Annotated in this window: 17 protein-coding genes; 6 read left to right on the forward strand and 11 right to left on the reverse strand. The window is 33.1% G+C overall.

Annotation, left to right across the window (positions count from 1 at the left end; all coding sequences use genetic code 11):
- Positions 1 to 178: 178 nt before the first annotated feature.
- The gene (locus IM755_RS10765) at positions 179 to 1,930 is read right to left on the reverse strand and encodes an ABC transporter ATP-binding protein (RefSeq protein ID WP_194096672.1); all 1,752 of its coding nucleotides are present in this window, start codon (positions 1,928 to 1,930) and stop codon (positions 179 to 181) included.
- Positions 1,931 to 1,969: 39 nt separating this feature from the next.
- Positions 1,970 to 2,716: a tRNA pseudouridine(38-40) synthase TruA gene (gene truA, locus IM755_RS10770; protein WP_194096674.1), complete on the reverse strand. Its 747-nt coding sequence runs from the start codon at positions 2,714 to 2,716 to the stop codon at positions 1,970 to 1,972.
- A 97-nt stretch (positions 2,717 to 2,813) separates the two neighbouring features.
- On the opposite strand from truA, the gene IM755_RS10775 reads away from it, so the two are divergent.
- Positions 2,814 to 3,308 (forward strand): metallophosphoesterase family protein, encoded by a 495-nt coding sequence (locus IM755_RS10775; protein ID WP_194096676.1) that lies wholly within the window; start codon positions 2,814 to 2,816, stop codon positions 3,306 to 3,308.
- Between the two features lie 121 nt (positions 3,309 to 3,429).
- Here IM755_RS10775 and IM755_RS10780 read toward each other — a convergent pair whose 3' ends face one another.
- The gene (locus tag IM755_RS10780; protein WP_111567593.1) at positions 3,430 to 3,840 is read right to left on the reverse strand and encodes a DUF4293 domain-containing protein; all 411 of its coding nucleotides are present in this window, start codon (positions 3,838 to 3,840) and stop codon (positions 3,430 to 3,432) included.
- A 187-nt stretch (positions 3,841 to 4,027) separates the two neighbouring features.
- Between IM755_RS10780 and rho the strand changes: the two genes are divergently transcribed.
- On the forward strand, positions 4,028 to 5,779 hold the full coding sequence (gene rho, locus IM755_RS10785) for a transcription termination factor Rho (RefSeq protein WP_194096678.1): 1,752 nt from the start codon (positions 4,028 to 4,030) through the stop codon (positions 5,777 to 5,779).
- 61 nt (positions 5,780 to 5,840) lie between these two features.
- Here the strand turns inward: rho and IM755_RS10790 are convergent, their stop codons facing one another.
- The 6 genes from IM755_RS10790 to IM755_RS10815 form a co-directional block, all read right to left on the reverse strand.
- Complete coding sequence (locus IM755_RS10790) at positions 5,841 to 6,329, reverse strand: hypothetical protein (RefSeq protein WP_194096681.1); 489 nt, start codon at positions 6,327 to 6,329, stop codon at positions 5,841 to 5,843.
- A gap of 22 nt (positions 6,330 to 6,351) precedes the next feature.
- Positions 6,352 to 6,744, reverse strand: coding sequence for a DUF1801 domain-containing protein (locus tag IM755_RS10795; RefSeq protein ID WP_194096683.1), 393 nt, complete (start codon positions 6,742 to 6,744; stop codon positions 6,352 to 6,354).
- A 139-nt stretch (positions 6,745 to 6,883) separates the two neighbouring features.
- Positions 6,884 to 7,633: a triose-phosphate isomerase gene (gene tpiA, locus IM755_RS10800; RefSeq protein WP_194096686.1), complete on the reverse strand. Its 750-nt coding sequence runs from the start codon at positions 7,631 to 7,633 to the stop codon at positions 6,884 to 6,886.
- 110 nt (positions 7,634 to 7,743) lie between these two features.
- Positions 7,744 to 8,247 carry a TlpA family protein disulfide reductase gene (locus IM755_RS10805; protein WP_228063939.1) on the reverse strand — a complete coding sequence of 168 codons (504 nt, stop codon included), beginning with the start codon at positions 8,245 to 8,247 and terminating at the stop codon, positions 7,744 to 7,746.
- A gap of 147 nt (positions 8,248 to 8,394) precedes the next feature.
- Positions 8,395 to 9,468, reverse strand: coding sequence for a DoxX family protein (locus tag IM755_RS10810; protein WP_194096688.1), 1,074 nt, complete (start codon positions 9,466 to 9,468; stop codon positions 8,395 to 8,397).
- A 60-nt stretch (positions 9,469 to 9,528) separates the two neighbouring features.
- Entirely contained in the window at positions 9,529 to 10,068 is a 540-nt protein-coding gene (locus tag IM755_RS10815; protein ID WP_194096690.1) for a DUF1599 domain-containing protein, read from the reverse strand.
- 89 nt (positions 10,069 to 10,157) lie between these two features.
- Here IM755_RS10815 and folP point away from each other — a divergent pair, with 89 nt between their 5' ends.
- From folP to IM755_RS10830, 3 genes are read left to right on the forward strand one after another with little or no spacing between them, the layout of a single operon-like run.
- The gene (gene folP / locus IM755_RS10820) at positions 10,158 to 10,979 is read left to right on the forward strand and encodes a dihydropteroate synthase (protein WP_194096692.1); all 822 of its coding nucleotides are present in this window, start codon (positions 10,158 to 10,160) and stop codon (positions 10,977 to 10,979) included.
- A gap of 3 nt (positions 10,980 to 10,982) precedes the next feature.
- Positions 10,983 to 11,720, forward strand: a complete 738-nt coding sequence (locus IM755_RS10825; protein WP_194096694.1) for a hypothetical protein — start codon at positions 10,983 to 10,985, stop codon at positions 11,718 to 11,720.
- A 55-nt stretch (positions 11,721 to 11,775) separates the two neighbouring features.
- Positions 11,776 to 12,246 carry a hypothetical protein gene (locus IM755_RS10830; protein ID WP_194096696.1) on the forward strand — a complete coding sequence of 157 codons (471 nt, stop codon included), beginning with the start codon at positions 11,776 to 11,778 and terminating at the stop codon, positions 12,244 to 12,246.
- A gap of 127 nt (positions 12,247 to 12,373) precedes the next feature.
- On the opposite strand, the gene rlmH is transcribed toward IM755_RS10830, so the two are convergent.
- Entirely contained in the window at positions 12,374 to 12,847 is a 474-nt protein-coding gene (rlmH, locus tag IM755_RS10835; RefSeq protein WP_194096698.1) for a 23S rRNA (pseudouridine(1915)-N(3))-methyltransferase RlmH, read from the reverse strand.
- Positions 12,848 to 12,900: 53 nt separating this feature from the next.
- Entirely contained in the window at positions 12,901 to 14,376 is a 1,476-nt protein-coding gene (locus IM755_RS10840) for a TonB-dependent receptor (protein ID WP_194096818.1), read from the reverse strand.
- A gap of 116 nt (positions 14,377 to 14,492) precedes the next feature.
- On the opposite strand from IM755_RS10840, the gene IM755_RS10845 reads away from it, so the two are divergent.
- Complete coding sequence (locus IM755_RS10845; RefSeq protein WP_194096700.1) at positions 14,493 to 15,257, forward strand: MBL fold metallo-hydrolase; 765 nt, start codon at positions 14,493 to 14,495, stop codon at positions 15,255 to 15,257.
- The last annotated feature ends 5 nt before the right edge of the window (positions 15,258 to 15,262 follow it).

Genomic DNA, 15,262 nt, shown 5'->3' on the forward strand with positions numbered 1-15,262 from the left:
TTTTAAAAGTTTAAACGCAAAGTTCGCAAAGTTTTACGCAAAGAAACGCAGAGGAAATCTTAACCACAAAGCACACAAAGAAAGCACAAGGAGCACAAAAAAATCAGCGATTATCCGTTCAATCTGTGTTATCCGCGTTCTAAAACTGAACACTAATCGCTGAATACTGAACACTACACTATTCAACCTCCACAGCAAATTGAGAATCGTACAATTTCTTATAATAACCATTTGGCTTATTCACCAATTCGCTATGTTTTCCGAATTCTACGATTTGCCCTTTATCCATAACGATGATTTTACTCGCGTTGATAACGGTTGCTAATCGGTGGGCGATTACGATAGAAGTTCTATCTTTAGTGATAGTTTCTGTAGCTTTTTGAATCAATTCTTCCGAATGCGTATCGATAGAAGATGTTGCTTCATCTAAAATTAGAATACTTGGATTACTCACATACGCTCTCAAAAAGGCAATCAATTGGCGTTGGCCCGAAGAAAGCATCACACCACGTTCTTTTACGTTGTAATCGTAGCCTTCTGGTAAAGACATGATGAAATCGTGCACACCAATTTTCTTAGCGGCTGTGATTACATCATCTCTAGTAATTGCGTCGTTATGAAGTGTAATATTGTTGTAAATGGTATCAGCAAATAAGAATACATCTTGCAACACAATAGCAATTTGCTTGCGAAGACTTTCTAATTTATAGTTTTTAATATTCTGATTATCAATAGTGATTTCGCCCGAATCAATTTCGTAAAAACGATTCAATAAATTGATGATGGTCGATTTCCCAGCACCTGTACTTCCCACAATAGCAATAGTTTCACCGGGTTGGACTTCTAAATTAATGCCTTTTAAAACTTCTTCGTTTTTGATATAACTAAAACGAACGTCTTTCAATTGAATTAAACCTTTAAAATGCGTCGCTTCAACCGTTCCATTATCTTGAACGTTTTCTTCTTTTTCTAAAATTTCAAAAACTCTATCTGCAGCGATAATTCCCATCTGCATCACGTTGAATTTATCTGCAATTTGACGTAATGGATTGAATAACATATTGATTAACATAGTGTAAGCAAACAAATCTCCCACAGTAGTTAATGTGTCACCATTAATGATGGAAATTCCGGCGTAATATACTATCGCACCAAGAGTTAATGATGAAACGATATCGGCAATAGGGAAGAAGATGGAGTTGTACAAAATGTTTTTCAACCAAGCTACATTGTGTTTTTGGTTGATTTCTTTGAACTTCTCTAATTCAATTGCTTCTCTGTTGAATAATTGTACGATTTTCATTCCTGTTAATCGCTCTTGAACAAAAGTGTTTAGGTTGGCTACTTCGTTTCGAACTTCGTTAAATGCGACTTTCATTTTCTTTTGGAAAACATCGGTAGCGTAAATTAAAACAGGCATTGCAGCTAATACGATTAATGATAATTTCCAGTTCATGAAAAACATAATACCTAAAATCACTATCATTTTCAGTACATCACTCACAATCATAAACAATCCTTGACTGAAAATACTAGCAATCGATTCGATATCCGAAACCGAACGCGTTACTAATTTCCCAACAGGTTCATTATCAAAATACTTCATTTTAAACGAAGTAATGTGATGGAATAATTTATCGCGAATATCTTTAATAATGTCTTGTCCGAGCCAGTTTGCCCAATACGTAAAGTAAAATTGCGCCAATACTTCTAATAAAAGCACCACCGCCATTAAAACTACGTATAAAAGTAATCCGTGTTTGTCTTCGGGTTTGATGTATTCGTCAACCGTTTGTTTCAATAAATACGGACGCGCTGCAGCGAAAATAGAAAGTAAGATAGCCCAAACGATTACCCAATTGAACCTTTTTTGGTAAGGCTTCGCATAGTGCAATACTTTTTTTAGTGAATTGGATTTGATGAGCTTCATTTATCTATTTTCTATATTCTTTGTTCTATTTTCTAAAATCTATTTTCTGTCTTCAATATAAGGATATCTAACATTCACCAAATACAATCCGTGTGCTGGAACTGAAAATCCGGCTTTTCCTCTGTTTTTACTTTCGATAATCGTTCTTAAATCAGCGACTTCAATTTTTCCTAAACCAATGTTTACCATAGTTCCTACAATCGCTCTCACCATATTGCGTAAAAATCGATCAGCAGTGATGGTAAAGATAAGCTGATTTCCCGATTGTTTCCAATTCGCTTCCGAAATTTTACAATTAAAGGTATTCACATCGGTATGCACTTTAGAAAAACACTCAAAATCAATGTATTCAAATAAAATTTTACACGCTTCATTCATTTTGTCCAAATCCAAACGATGCGAATGGTACCAACTTCCATCGGTAATAAACGCATCTTTAAACGCGTGGATGTAATATTCGTAAGTTCTAGAAGTTGCATCAAAACGCGCATGAGCATCATCTGCCACTTTAAAAAGACGATACACTACAATCGACTGCGGTAAAAACGAATTCAATTTGTGTGTCCAATAGTCGGAATCCAATTCCAATTTGGTTTCAAAATGCGCAAACATTTGCTTGGCATGTACACCTGAATCGGTTCTTCCGGCACCTACGATGGCGATAGTTTCTCTGAAAAGGGTAGAAAGCGCCTTTTCCAAAGTTTCCTGTACCGAAGTGGCGTCAGGCTGACTCTGAAATCCGTGGAAGTTTTTTCCGTTGTAGGCAAATTCTATGAAATATCTCAAAATTGGGTGTTCGGTTTTCTTAAATAGCATGCAAATTTACGAAATTCAAAAGTAAAGTTCCTTTCAAATTGTGATAATAAAAACTTAATTTTGTCTTATGAAGAAAATTCTCTTGTTATCCGACACGCACAGTCACATTGATGACGCCATTTTGAAATACGTCAACCAAGCCGATGAAGTTTGGCACGCAGGCGATATTGGAAATTTAGAAGTCACAGATACGATTAAAAAATTAAAACCACTTCGTGCCGTTTATGGCAACATCGACGATGAAAAAGCACGTTTAGAATTCCCATTAAACAATCGTTTTTTCTGTGAAGGAGTTGATGTTTGGATTACCCATATTGGCGGTTATCCTGATAAATATAATCAGGCAATTCGAGCTGAAATCACAAAAAATCCTCCTAAATTATTCATTTGTGGTCATTCGCATATTCTAAAAGTGCAATTCGACAAGAAGTTGAATTTATTACATATGAATCCTGGCGCATGTGGAAAATATGGTTTTCACCAAGTACGAACGATGTTGCGTTTTGAAATTGATGGTGATAAAATCCAGAGTTTGGAGGTGATTGAACTAGGGAAGAAATAATTCTTAAACTTCAATATTCGTTGTTCCAAGTTCGTTATTCATCTGTTCTTTTCTAAAACAAAAAAATCCGAAACTTTCGCTTCGGATTTTTTCTTCGCACTAATAAACTAAGATGATAGGTTTATCGTAATCGATCAACAGATTTTACGAGATCTTCGTCCTTTTTAATTGCCTTGTTGGCCAAGACTAATAAAACGATAGAAATTGCAGGAAGAAACATCCCAATACCCTTCTCTGAAACTATAGTTTCTCCGGATAAGTTTAGCGAGCGATACACAAAAAATCCTAGTAAAATAAAGTTAAATATCATGTTCAATCTGTTTAACACAAATTGATGTTGTCTCTTTTTAAAATTGATAATACTAAAAACCGCTAGTAAAGCTGAAACCACGAAAAAAATGATGTACAATAAAGAAGAAGTAAAAAACACTTCTTTTTTATCTGTAGTTGTCCATAAAGAAAATACAAATGGCAAAGCGCCCATCGCAATAGCGCTGATAGCCATATAAACCGTTTGAATTCTTTGTATCATTTTTGTATTGATTTGTTGAGCAAAAATAGTATTTCTTTTCAATTAAAACTATTGTTATATTCAAATTTATTCGTATTATTGCAATGTATTAGTCGTAAGTACTTCATTCTGCGACACCTTACACCTCAAAAAAAATCTATCATTTTTTTGTTTTAACCCTATCAACAATTTTATTCAACTTATATCCATGTTTGATATTGAAGTATTAAAGGAGATGAAACTCTCTGATTTGCAAGAGATTGCAAAAGTTGCGAAAATTAATAAATACCGTTCGCTAAAAAAAGACGATTTGGTATATATGATTTTAGATTTGCAAGCAGCTAAACCAGAAGTTATTAAATCAGATTTAGCTCCTGAACCAACGACAGAAAAGCCAAAAGAAAAAAGGGCACGAATTGCTCCAAAAAAAGGAATTGCGAAAGCTTCAGAAGTTAAAAAAGACTTGTTTTCTGAACCTGTAAAAGTCGAAGCCACCCAACCAGAGAAGAAAGAAAAAGAAGAAGTTTCTGAATCAGCTCCAAAGCAAAACCTAAAACAACCTCGTAAAGAGTTTAAAAACAAAAAGCCTTTACCAGAAAATAAAAATGAAGTAACTACTTCAGAAGAAAAAGCAACTACCGAAGCCGTTGCAACCGAAATTACTCCAAAAGAAAAGATTCAGCCTAAAAATCCAAATCACAAGGCAAATCAAAATAATCCCAACCATCCTGATTACAAAAAGAATGTTGCACCAGAAGCATCAAATGGTAATAATGGGAACACCAACAAAAATCAAAACCAACACCAGAATAAAAAACAAAATTTCAGAGAACCTGATTATGAGTTCGACGGAATTATTGAAAGTGAAGGCGTTTTAGAAATGATGCCTGATGGTTACGGATTTTTACGTTCGTCAGATTACAACTATTTAGCGTCTCCAGATGATATTTATTTGTCAACGTCTCAAATTCGTTTATTTGGATTAAAAACAGGAGACACAGTAAAAGGAGTAGTGCGCCCTCCGAAAGAAGGAGAGAAATACTTTCCATTAGTAAAAGTGTTGAAAATCAATGGTCATGACCCACAAGTAGTGCGTGATAGAATTGCTTTTGATCATTTAACGCCAATATTTCCAAAAGAAAAATTCAATTTAGCAGAACGTAGTAGTACTATTTCGACTCGTATTATTGATTTGTTTTCGCCAATTGGAAAAGGACAACGTGGTATGATTGTAGCCCAACCAAAAACGGGTAAAACCATGTTATTGAAAGATGTTGCGAATGCTATTGCTGCCAATCATCCTGAAGTTTATCTAATTGTTTTATTAATTGATGAACGTCCGGAAGAGGTAACCGATATGCAACGCAGCGTTCGTGGTGAAGTAATTGCTTCAACTTTCGACAGAGAGCCACAAGAGCATGTTAAGATTGCTAATATTGTTTTAGAAAAAGCAAAACGTTTAGTAGAATGTGGTCACGATGTAGTGATTTTATTAGACTCGATTACGCGTTTAGCAAGAGCTTATAATACAGTTCAACCAGCATCAGGAAAAGTATTGAGTGGTGGTGTAGATGCGAATGCCTTACAAAAACCAAAACGTTTCTTTGGAGCGGCTCGTAATGTAGAAAATGGTGGTTCGTTGAGTATCATCGCAACTGCATTAACAGAAACCGGTTCTAAAATGGACGAAGTAATCTTCGAAGAATTCAAAGGAACAGGAAATATGGAATTACAGTTGGACAGAAGAATTGCCAACAAACGTATTTTCCCTGCAATCGATTTGGTTTCTTCAAGTACACGTCGCGACGATTTGTTATTAGACGAAAATACCATTCAAAGAATGTGGATTATGCGTAAATACTTAGCCGATATGAATCCAGTAGAAGCTATGGATTTCATCCACGACCGTTTCAAGAAAACCAGAAACAACGAAGAATTCTTAATTTCGATGAATGAATAAAAACAGAAACTCCGATGAAAATCGGAGTTTTTTTATGGGTTTATTTTTGAATAGTACTTATTTACATTGGAGCATTTGTCATAAAGTTATTAAAATCTCCAGTTGATAAATTTATGGTTCCATAAAAATAACAATTACCACCTCCTAAAACATTAAAACCTTCAGTTTTCCATTTATCATTGTCAACCCGACAAAAGCAACTTACAAATACTTCTTTTTGTTTTGTTTTTTTGTTAATATAAGGAAAGTATTGTCTTTTATAATTATTGAGGCTAACAATTAAATTTGGCCACTCAGTTGGTGTATCGTGAAACATTTTCTTTATGTCAATGTTCATTTTTTCTACAGCTTTTGGTAAAATTTTATTTACTTCTTCAACTTCTTTTTTAGTTAGAAACGTTGGTGTTGCTCCTTCCCATGAATATGTTTCTAAAATAGCAATATAAATTTCACCTTTCGAGTTTTTAATCCATTTTTCGGATTTTTCTGAGTCACTTTTATTACAATTAATAAAAGATAGAATAGATAAAAGCAAAATAATGATTTTCATAACAAATTTCTTTAAATATAATTTACTTTAACCTTTTCAAAACGCCTTTTCGTTTTACAATATTCTTGTAATCCCACTGAATTTCTTTTGCTTTTTGAAGCCAAATTTTTAAATCGATTGTGTCAATTTCGTTAACCGAATTATAAAAAATAGAAGCGTCTTGAAATTTACCGCCTAATACATTCAATTTATTTTCATCAAACGATTTTCCGCTCCAAAATAGTAATCGGATGCCTTTCTTTTGTTTGCTGTACCCTACAATGGGATTGCCATCTAAAAACCAAACGGGATGTGCATGCCAAATTTTATTTTCCGCTTCTGGTAAATAGAAGTTGATTTGTTCTGCCAATGCATTACAAATTAATTGGTCCTCTGTTGATTGAGAGTTGTTGTAAGCTTGTACATCTAAATTCATAAGAATGTTGTTTCAATCAAATGTAATAAAAAACTCCGATGAAAATCGGAGTCTTAAATGCTATTTTAGAAACACAGATTTAAATAATTTAAAAATCAGTGTAAATCCGTTAAATCTGTGTTATCCGCGTTCCAAAAAATTAAAACCCATTCACAATTGCCAAAAAGTCATCAGCTTTTAACGCAGCGCCACCAATTAATCCGCCATCAACATCAGGTTTTAAGAAGATTTCTTTCGCGTTGTCTGGTTTTACACTTCCACCGTATAAAATGGTTAAGTTGTCTGCGATATCAAATCCGTATACTTTTTCAACTAATGTTCTAATGAATTTGTGCATTTCTTGCGCTTGTTCTGGAGATGCGGTTTCGCCTGTTCCAATCGCCCAAACCGGTTCGTATGCTAAAACAATATTCGCCCAATCTTTCTTTTCTAAATGGAACAATCCATCTCGTAATTGATTCTCAACAATATTAAAATGGTTATTAATTTGTCTGTCTTTTAATTCTTCACCAAAACAGAAAATAATTCGCATTTCATGTTTTAAAGCGGTATCCACTTTACTAGCTAATAAAGCATCTGTTTCATGAAAATACGCACGTCTTTCGCTGTGACCAAGAATTACCGTTGTTACTCCAATATCAGTTAACATAGAAGCAGCAATTTCGCCTGTAAAAGCACCACCTTCCGCTTGGTGCATGTTTTGTGCTGCTACCGTAATTCCTTTTCCATTCGTGATTTCAACTGCTTTTGATAGGTTGACAAACGTTGGAGCTACAATAATTTCAGTAGTAGTATTTGGTTTTTTAGCGATAATTTCTTCTAATAATGCAACAGTTTCTTTTTGCGTTTTGTGCATTTTCCAGTTTCCAGCAACGATATTTTTTCTCATTGAAATTTCATTTTTAATAATTTCAAAAGTACTAATTTGTTTGTATTATTAGTATTTTTTGGTCACCTCTTTGTAATAAATTTACGCAAAGGTTTGCGAAGATTCGACTATTATTTGACTTTATTTAATACTTCTTTTATTTTGTCAAAATCTTTTTCAATGGCTCTGTATAAAACAATTTTACCAGTTTTGTCCACTATTAAGTATCTTGGAATCCAATCTACATTTAATGATGTTCCAAATGTTCCTTTCATGTTATCACCAATGAAATAATTTTCACCTTCTACTTCGTATTTTTCGATTCCTTGAATCCATTTTTCAACTGTTTTGTCAAAGGATAAGTTAACAAAAACAACATCTTTACCATAAGTTTGGTTTAATTTTTTTACTTCTGGCATGGCTTTAATACAATCTGAACACCATGAAGCCCAAAGTTCTATGAATATTGTCTTTCCTTCGTGTTTTTTTACGATTTCTTGAAAAGTAATTGGTTTATCTTCGGTTGTTTTTAAAACATAATTAAGACTTTCATTTTTAAAAGTCGTTTCTTCTTTTTGTGCACATCCTAAAGTACTGATTAGCATAGTTGCTAAAACGAAAATTTTCTTTATCATAATTTTACTTTTTATTTATCTTAAACACATAGGTACATAGTTTTAGTTTAATTGATTTCTTTTAAAAGTGTTTAAAGAATAAAATACTCAGATTTTATCACATTAGTCAACACTTCAAAATTATCTATGTTTCTATGTGTTTAATAATTATTTTTTTAATTCTGAATACGGTTTTTTAATTAATTTTTTGAATTCGGCTCCATTGAATTTATTTTCATTGATGCCGTCGTAGTATTTGAATTCGTTACCATTCCATAAATATTTCACTCCTGGCGTATCTCTTCCAGTTCCTAATTCGGTCCAAAATGGAATCACATCAATCATTTTGTAAGGGAATTTAGTTCCTGCGAATTCAAAGAAGGTTGGAACTTTCTCTGGTTCTTCATTCATAAAAATCACGTAAATAGGAGGAAAGTTCTTGTCTTTTTTACGCATTTCGTTCAACTCTTTTGCAGTATCCATACAATGGTCGCAACCAGGAACAAAATAGCACAGAATCTTTTTATCGGTATCAATTCCAGGGAAATATTTCTCGTAACCCGATTTTACTTTTTTAGGAGTGTCTTCAGTTTTCTTTTCTTCTACTTTTTTAACGGTATCTTTTACTATTTCATCTTTTGGTTCTTCTGTATTTAAGACAGAAGTAGAATCTACAATTATACCTAAATTCTCTTGAATTTCAGAAGTTGGTTCTTCCACAACTTTTTCAACTGGTCTTATTGGAGCCACCATAAAAAGCCCTAAAATACAACCTAAAGCAACCGATTTCAACAACCAAAAATTCGATTTTCCATCAGCAGGTACTAATTTGAATAACCAAACTAACAATCCAATCGCAATGATATTTTTGATAATGGCTTCTACTGGTGTCATTGGAATTAATTCTCCGAAACAACCACAATTTCCTGCATTTCCGCTTACGAAAGTGGTGTAGCTTAAGTGAATTGTGAAAACCGCTAATAATAAAATCGTAGCAGGAATCGTGATTTTTTTCAAGTAATCTTTTAATAAAATAGCAATTCCCAAAGCAAATTCAATTCCGATTAAAATTCTTGAAAAATAAGGAGCAAAACCTTCTGAAAATCCTAGTGGATACAATTGTTTTACTTCAAAAGTGGAAATTGCAAAATACGGCGAAGGATATAATTTGGCTACAGCCGAAACAATAAATAAGGCAGAAATGATTAGGCGTAAAATCCAACTTAAGTTTTCTTTTTTCATGCTTTTTTTGATTTTTGATAAAAATACAATTTACAAAAAAGGTAATGTGTTAACGACTTGTTATTTATTTTCCATTAAAATCAAGGCGAAAACCGAATAGTTTATCATGTCTTGGTAATTGGCATCAATTCCTTCCGAAACTAAAGTTTTTCCTTTGTTGTCTTCGATTTGCTTCACGCGAAGTAATTTTTGAATGATTAAATCGGTTAAGGAACTGATTCGCATATCGCGCCAAGCCTCGCCATAATCGTGATTTTTGTTTTCCATTAAGGCTTTCGTTTCCGCGATTTTTTCATCGTATAATTTCACTGCTTCATCAGCAGACATATCTGGTTGATTGGCAACTCCTTTTTCCATTTGAATCAAAGCCATCGCACAATAATTGATAATTCCGATGAATTCAGAAGTTTCATCTTCATCTACTTTACGGACTTCGTTTTCTTGTAAGCTGCGAATTCTTTGGGCTTTAATGAAAATTTGGTCGGTTAAAGAAGGCAAACGTAAAACACGCCATGCCGTTCCGTAATCATGTGCTTTTTTTGAAAATAAATCGCGACAAACCGCTATAACTTTATCATATTGTTGAGAAGTATTCGACATTATTTGCTTTATATTTGTGTGAAATTTTTCAAAAGTAAGCATTTAAGTGAAAAGTGAAAAGTGAAAAGTGAAAAGAAATACAAATTAAGATGAATATCAATTGTAACGGAAAATTAATCGATATATCAACTCCAAAAGTAATGGGGATTTTGAATGTGACGCCCAATTCGTTTTACGATGGTGGCAAGCATAAAGAAATCAATTCGATTATTCATCAGGTTGATAAAATGCTTTCGGAAGGAGCTGATTTTATTGATATCGGAGCCTATTCGAGTAAGCCAAGTGCCGAATTTGTCTCGGAAGAGGAAGAAATCAAACGTTTGGTTCCGATTGTGAAATCATTGGTTGAAACGTTTCCTAATATTGTTTTATCGGTTGATACGTTTCGAGCTCAAGTTGCGAAAGCTTCAGTAGAAAATGGCGTAGCGATGGTTAATGACATTGCAGCAGGTTTGTTAGATGATAAAATGTTGGAAACCGTTGCCGAATTGAAAGTGCCGTATATTATGATGCACATGCGAGGCAACCCGCAAACGATGCAAAGTCTAACTGATTATAAAGATATTGTGAAAGAAATGATTTTCTATTTTTCAGAGCGAATTCAAAAGGCGAGAAGCTTTGGAATTTCGGATATTATCATTGATCCTGGATTTGGTTTTGCCAAAACATTGGAACAGAATTATGAAGTGTTGCATAAAATGGAATTATTTTCGATGTTAGAATTGCCATTTTTAGCGGGGATTTCAAGAAAATCGATGATTTATAAAGTGTTAGAAAGTTCGCCACAAGAAGCCTTAAATGGAACTTCGGTTTTGAATACAATTGCGTTACAAAAAGGAGCTAAAATTCTTCGAGTTCACGATGTAAAAGAAGCGGTGGAATGTATAAAATTAGTCAGTAAATTAAAATAAAGAATGAAGAAATTAGTTGCTATTGTTGCCTTGATGGGCTTGTTTTCTTGTAATAACGAAGAAGTATTGTTGCCTCAAGAAAATGTTTCGGTTCTAAAAGAAATGACCGATCATTCGCCTATTTATATGTTTTTCAAAACGGAAGAAAATCCAGATGACAAAGAAAAATTAGATACGATTGTAGAAGTGAATCGTAAAAATGCTATTGCTTCTACCAATTGGGTTTTTAATATCGACAAACGTTTGCCGTTGAAATTAGTCATTCCAGAAGTGATGAATTTGCAAGACAAAAAGAAACGCAGTTCGCATTCAAAAGAAGGAACAATGAACGTTTTTACGTATTCGGATAGCGTGGCTAAGAATTTAGCGTTTTTCCCTTTTACGGATGTAGAGTTTAAATACAGAAAACATTTTTCTAAGTTTTTCATTAAAAAACACGCCGAACATTATAGAAACTTTCACAATTTTACCGTAAATTTCAATAAAGACAACAAAATTACCGTTGATGGTGTAGATGTTACAAGAGAAGAGTTTGTAGATTACATAAAAGAATTTGCTGATTTCACAAGTGATGGTAAAATCACGATGTTACATTTGAACTTTGATAATCGCTTAACGTATGGCCAATACATTCAAAATAAAATTTTGGCATGGAAAGCAACAAACAACGAAATCCAATTGTCTTCTTTTGAGTTTGTGTATGATGAGAAGAAGTTGCCGGAATGTGGGTGTAAGTTGTAGTTGGTAGTTTGAAGTTGGGAGTTTCGAGAATCCAACTTAAAAAAATTAATAGTTTATGAAGATTAAATACGTAATTATAATTCTTATACATTTTCTAGTTTTTTTTGTCAATGGTCAAAATAGAAGTGTTTCTGGTAAAGTGATTTCTGAAGATTTAGAACCGCTAGCAGGTGTGCAAATTAGAAATTCTGATAATGAACTTGTTGGAGAAACAGATTTTGATGGTCAATTTAATATTATCATTTCTGAAAAAAATGATAGTTTATTATTTTTCTATGCAGGTATGGAATTTACTGACATAAAGTTGAAAGAAGATTGTGAAAATGTAGAAGTTATCATGATGTATTATGTAATTTATGATTTTATTTCGTCAAAAAAAATTGACAGACTACGAAAGAAAAGATATAAAAAATTGAATGAAAAACTTTTACTTGCAACGGATAAGGGGATTTTTAAGAATAAACATAGCTGTTATGTGAGAAATTTTAAACCACTTCAACCAGATTTAGATAGAATAGGGAAGTAGTTTAAAAAATAATAGTATATAATAAATCAGTTTATCTCTCAGTTTTTACTATACATTCTCATTCAGAAGAACATTTTTCTTGGCAAAACTAATTCCTTTTACCCTTTACCTTTATCCTTTTACCTTATCACTGATGATGATACGGTTCATTTCTTAAAATCGTAAAGCCTCTATAAATTTGTTCAATTACGAACAAGCGCACCATTTGATGCGAAAACGTCATTTCGGATAAGGAAACTTTACCTTGTGCTTTTTGGTAAACGGTTTCACTAAATCCGTATGGACCACCAATTACAAAAACTAAGGTTTTAATTCCTGCATTCATTTTCTTTTGTAAAAAGTCAGAGAAACCAACGCTGCTAAAGGTTTTGCCGTTTTCGTCGAGTAGAATTAATTGGTCGGTTGGTGTAATTTTGGATAAAATCAATTCGCCTTCTTTTTCTTTTTGTTGGGCTTCCGATAAGTTCTTTACGTTTTTGATATCGGGAATAATTTCCAAATCAAATTTCACGTAAAAAGACAAACGCTTGGTATAATCATCGATTAAGGTTTGAAGCGCTTTATTATCTGTTTTTCCGATAGCTAAAAGACGAATGTTCATGTGGTTGGTTTTGTGAAATGAAAAATCACTCTTTTTAGGAGTGATTTTCGATATTAGTTAATTTCTTCTGTTTGCTTCTCTTTGAAGTCGATTTCGCAAGCGTAAGAAAATAGTTTTTCTTTTTTAATGATATCCGCAGTTCCTTCAGGAAGCATGTCTTCCCAACCGGATTCGCCTCTACAAATCATTTTTAAAATTTTTCTAGAGAAAATATCTAAGTTTTTTTCATCGTAGTCTTTGATATCGATTACTTTTCCGTTGAATTTGAAGAATTTGTATAATTCTTTCATTCTAGGATGTACTTTTAAGTTTTCTGAAGTGATAACGTTTCCATTATCATCTTTCATTGGATATAAGTACACTTTTAAATCGCGATAGAATAATTTTCCAAAAGCTTCCAATATTCCTCCTGATAAATGGCGGTAGTATTTCTCGTCGAAAATTTCAACTAAGTTATTTACTCCCATAGCTAATCCCATTCTTGCTTTTGAATAGTTAGAGAAGTATTCTACAACTTTGAAATATTCTTGGAAGTTCGAAATCATTACGTTTTTACCAAGTTTACAAAGTAACTCTGCACGGTCAAGGAAATCGCGTTCGTCAATCTCACCTTCGGCTTTTAAGTTGGAAAGCGTAATTTCAAAAACAACAAATGTGTTGTCTTCGGCTACTTTATTTTCTTTGATAAACATGTTGTATGATTCCTCATACATGTCCATATTTACTTTAGTAACAGGTCTAAAACTTCCTCTTAAAGCCAAGATATTTTTTTTGTATAAAACAGCCGCAGGTAAGATGTTTTTCCCATCAGGACCAAACATTACGGCATCAGTCATTCCGTTTTTAACCAATTGTAAACTCATCAAACGATTGTCTACATTGGCAAATCTTGGACCTGAAAAGTTAACGGTATCAATTTCTAATTGATCTTTATCTAAATGGTCGTATAAATAACGAAGTAATTTTTTTGGGTCATTGTATTTATAGAAAGCACCATAAATTAAATTTACCCCTAAAATTCCTAGAGTTTCTTGTTGTAATTTGGCATCATTTTCTTTGAAACGAATGTGAAGAATAATTTCGTTATAATCTTCATCTGGTTCTACTTGATATACAATTCCAACCCATCCGTGACCTTTAAATTGCTTTGCAAAGTCGATTGTAGCAACCGTATTAGCATAACTAAAAAACAATTTATTTGGATGTTTGTCTCTACTTAAACGTTGTTCAACAAGATTAATTTCGTGAGTTAGCATTTTGCGAAGACGACTTTCTGTTACATAACGACCATCAGATTCTTCACCATAGATAGCGTCACTAAAGTCTTTATCGTATGCCGACATGGCTTTTGCAATAGTTCCAGAAGAGGCTCCAGCTCTAAAAAAGTTACGTACTGTTTCTTGTCCTGCTCCAATCTCTGCAAACGTTCCATAGATGTTTTCATTAAGATTGATTCTTAATGCTTTATCTTTAATGGAAGGGATTTGCTCTATCTCTTTATCTCCACGAACTTTAATATCTGTAACCATGCTTTTCATTAAAATATATTTTGGGGTACACGAGAATAATAATTCTCTAATTGCAAAGTTAATCATTTTATAAAAACTACCATAATTATTGTTATTTTTGTGCAAAAGATAAGGTTGTGAAAATTTACTTTTTAGGAACAGGTACGTCTCAAGGAATTCCAGTAATTGGAAGTCATCACTCGGTATGTTTGAGTTCAGATGAGAAAGACAAGCGATTACGTGTCTCGGTTTGGATTGAAACCGAAGATACTTCTATTGTTATCGATTGTGGCCCCGATTTTAGACAACAAATGCTAAATTCCAAATGTCCTAAAATTGACGGATTATTATTTACGCACGAACATGCGGATCATACTGCGGGTTTAGATGATATTCGTCCGTTCTTTTTTAAACAAGGTGCAATTGCAATTTATGCTCATGAACGTGTTTTGAAGAATTTAGAACGACGATTTGATTATATTTTTCAAACCGAAAATAAATATCCAGGCGCACCTTCAGTTTCTGAAAATGAAGTAATTAATAACCAATCATTTTTGGTGAATAATGAAGTCGTTATTCCGGTAAATGCTTACCATGGTTCGTTGCAAGTTTTTGGATACCGAATTCAAGATTTTGTGTATTTGACAGATGTAAAAACAATGGAAGCTTCTGAAATCGAAAAAATTAAAGATTGTAAGGTTTTGGTAGTGAATTGCTTGCGTGAAGAACCACATGCAACACATTTTAATTTAGAAGAAGTTTTACATTTCATATCTTTGGTGCGTCCAAAAACAACTTATTTAACACATATTAGCCATTTGTTTGGTTTTCATGAAGAAATTCAGAAAAAATTGCCAGTAAATGTGTTTGTAGCTTATGATAATTTAGAAATTAATATTTAATACTT

The sequence above is a fragment of the Flavobacterium proteolyticum genome (genome assembly GCF_015223105.1).
In the GTDB taxonomy this organism is placed as follows: Bacteria; Bacteroidota; Bacteroidia; order Flavobacteriales; family Flavobacteriaceae; genus Flavobacterium; species Flavobacterium proteolyticum.

Coding starts and splice junctions, on each gene's coding strand:
- IM755_RS10765 (WP_194096672.1), bottom strand. CDS start 1,930: ATGAAGCTCATCAAATCCAATTCACTAAAAAAAGTATTGCACTATGCG.
- IM755_RS10775 (WP_194096676.1), top strand. CDS start 2,814: ATGAAGAAAATTCTCTTGTTATCCGACACGCACAGTCACATTGATGAC.
- IM755_RS10780 (WP_111567593.1), bottom strand. CDS start 3,840: ATGATACAAAGAATTCAAACGGTTTATATGGCTATCAGCGCTATTGCG.
- rho (WP_194096678.1), top strand. CDS start 4,028: ATGTTTGATATTGAAGTATTAAAGGAGATGAAACTCTCTGATTTGCAA.
- IM755_RS10790 (WP_194096681.1), bottom strand. CDS start 6,329: ATGAAAATCATTATTTTGCTTTTATCTATTCTATCTTTTATTAATTGT.
- IM755_RS10795 (WP_194096683.1), bottom strand. CDS start 6,744: ATGAATTTAGATGTACAAGCTTACAACAACTCTCAATCAACAGAGGAC.
- tpiA (WP_194096686.1), bottom strand. CDS start 7,633: ATGAGAAAAAATATCGTTGCTGGAAACTGGAAAATGCACAAAACGCAA.
- IM755_RS10805 (WP_228063939.1), bottom strand. CDS start 8,247: ATGATAAAGAAAATTTTCGTTTTAGCAACTATGCTAATCAGTACTTTA.
- IM755_RS10810 (WP_194096688.1), bottom strand. CDS start 9,468: ATGAAAAAAGAAAACTTAAGTTGGATTTTACGCCTAATCATTTCTGCC.
- IM755_RS10815 (WP_194096690.1), bottom strand. CDS start 10,068: ATGTCGAATACTTCTCAACAATATGATAAAGTTATAGCGGTTTGTCGC.
- folP (WP_194096692.1), top strand. CDS start 10,158: ATGAATATCAATTGTAACGGAAAATTAATCGATATATCAACTCCAAAA.
- IM755_RS10825 (WP_194096694.1), top strand. CDS start 10,983: ATGAAGAAATTAGTTGCTATTGTTGCCTTGATGGGCTTGTTTTCTTGT.
- IM755_RS10830 (WP_194096696.1), top strand. CDS start 11,776: ATGAAGATTAAATACGTAATTATAATTCTTATACATTTTCTAGTTTTT.
- rlmH (WP_194096698.1), bottom strand. CDS start 12,847: ATGAACATTCGTCTTTTAGCTATCGGAAAAACAGATAATAAAGCGCTT.
- IM755_RS10840 (WP_194096818.1), bottom strand. CDS start 14,376: ATGGTTACAGATATTAAAGTTCGTGGAGATAAAGAGATAGAGCAAATC.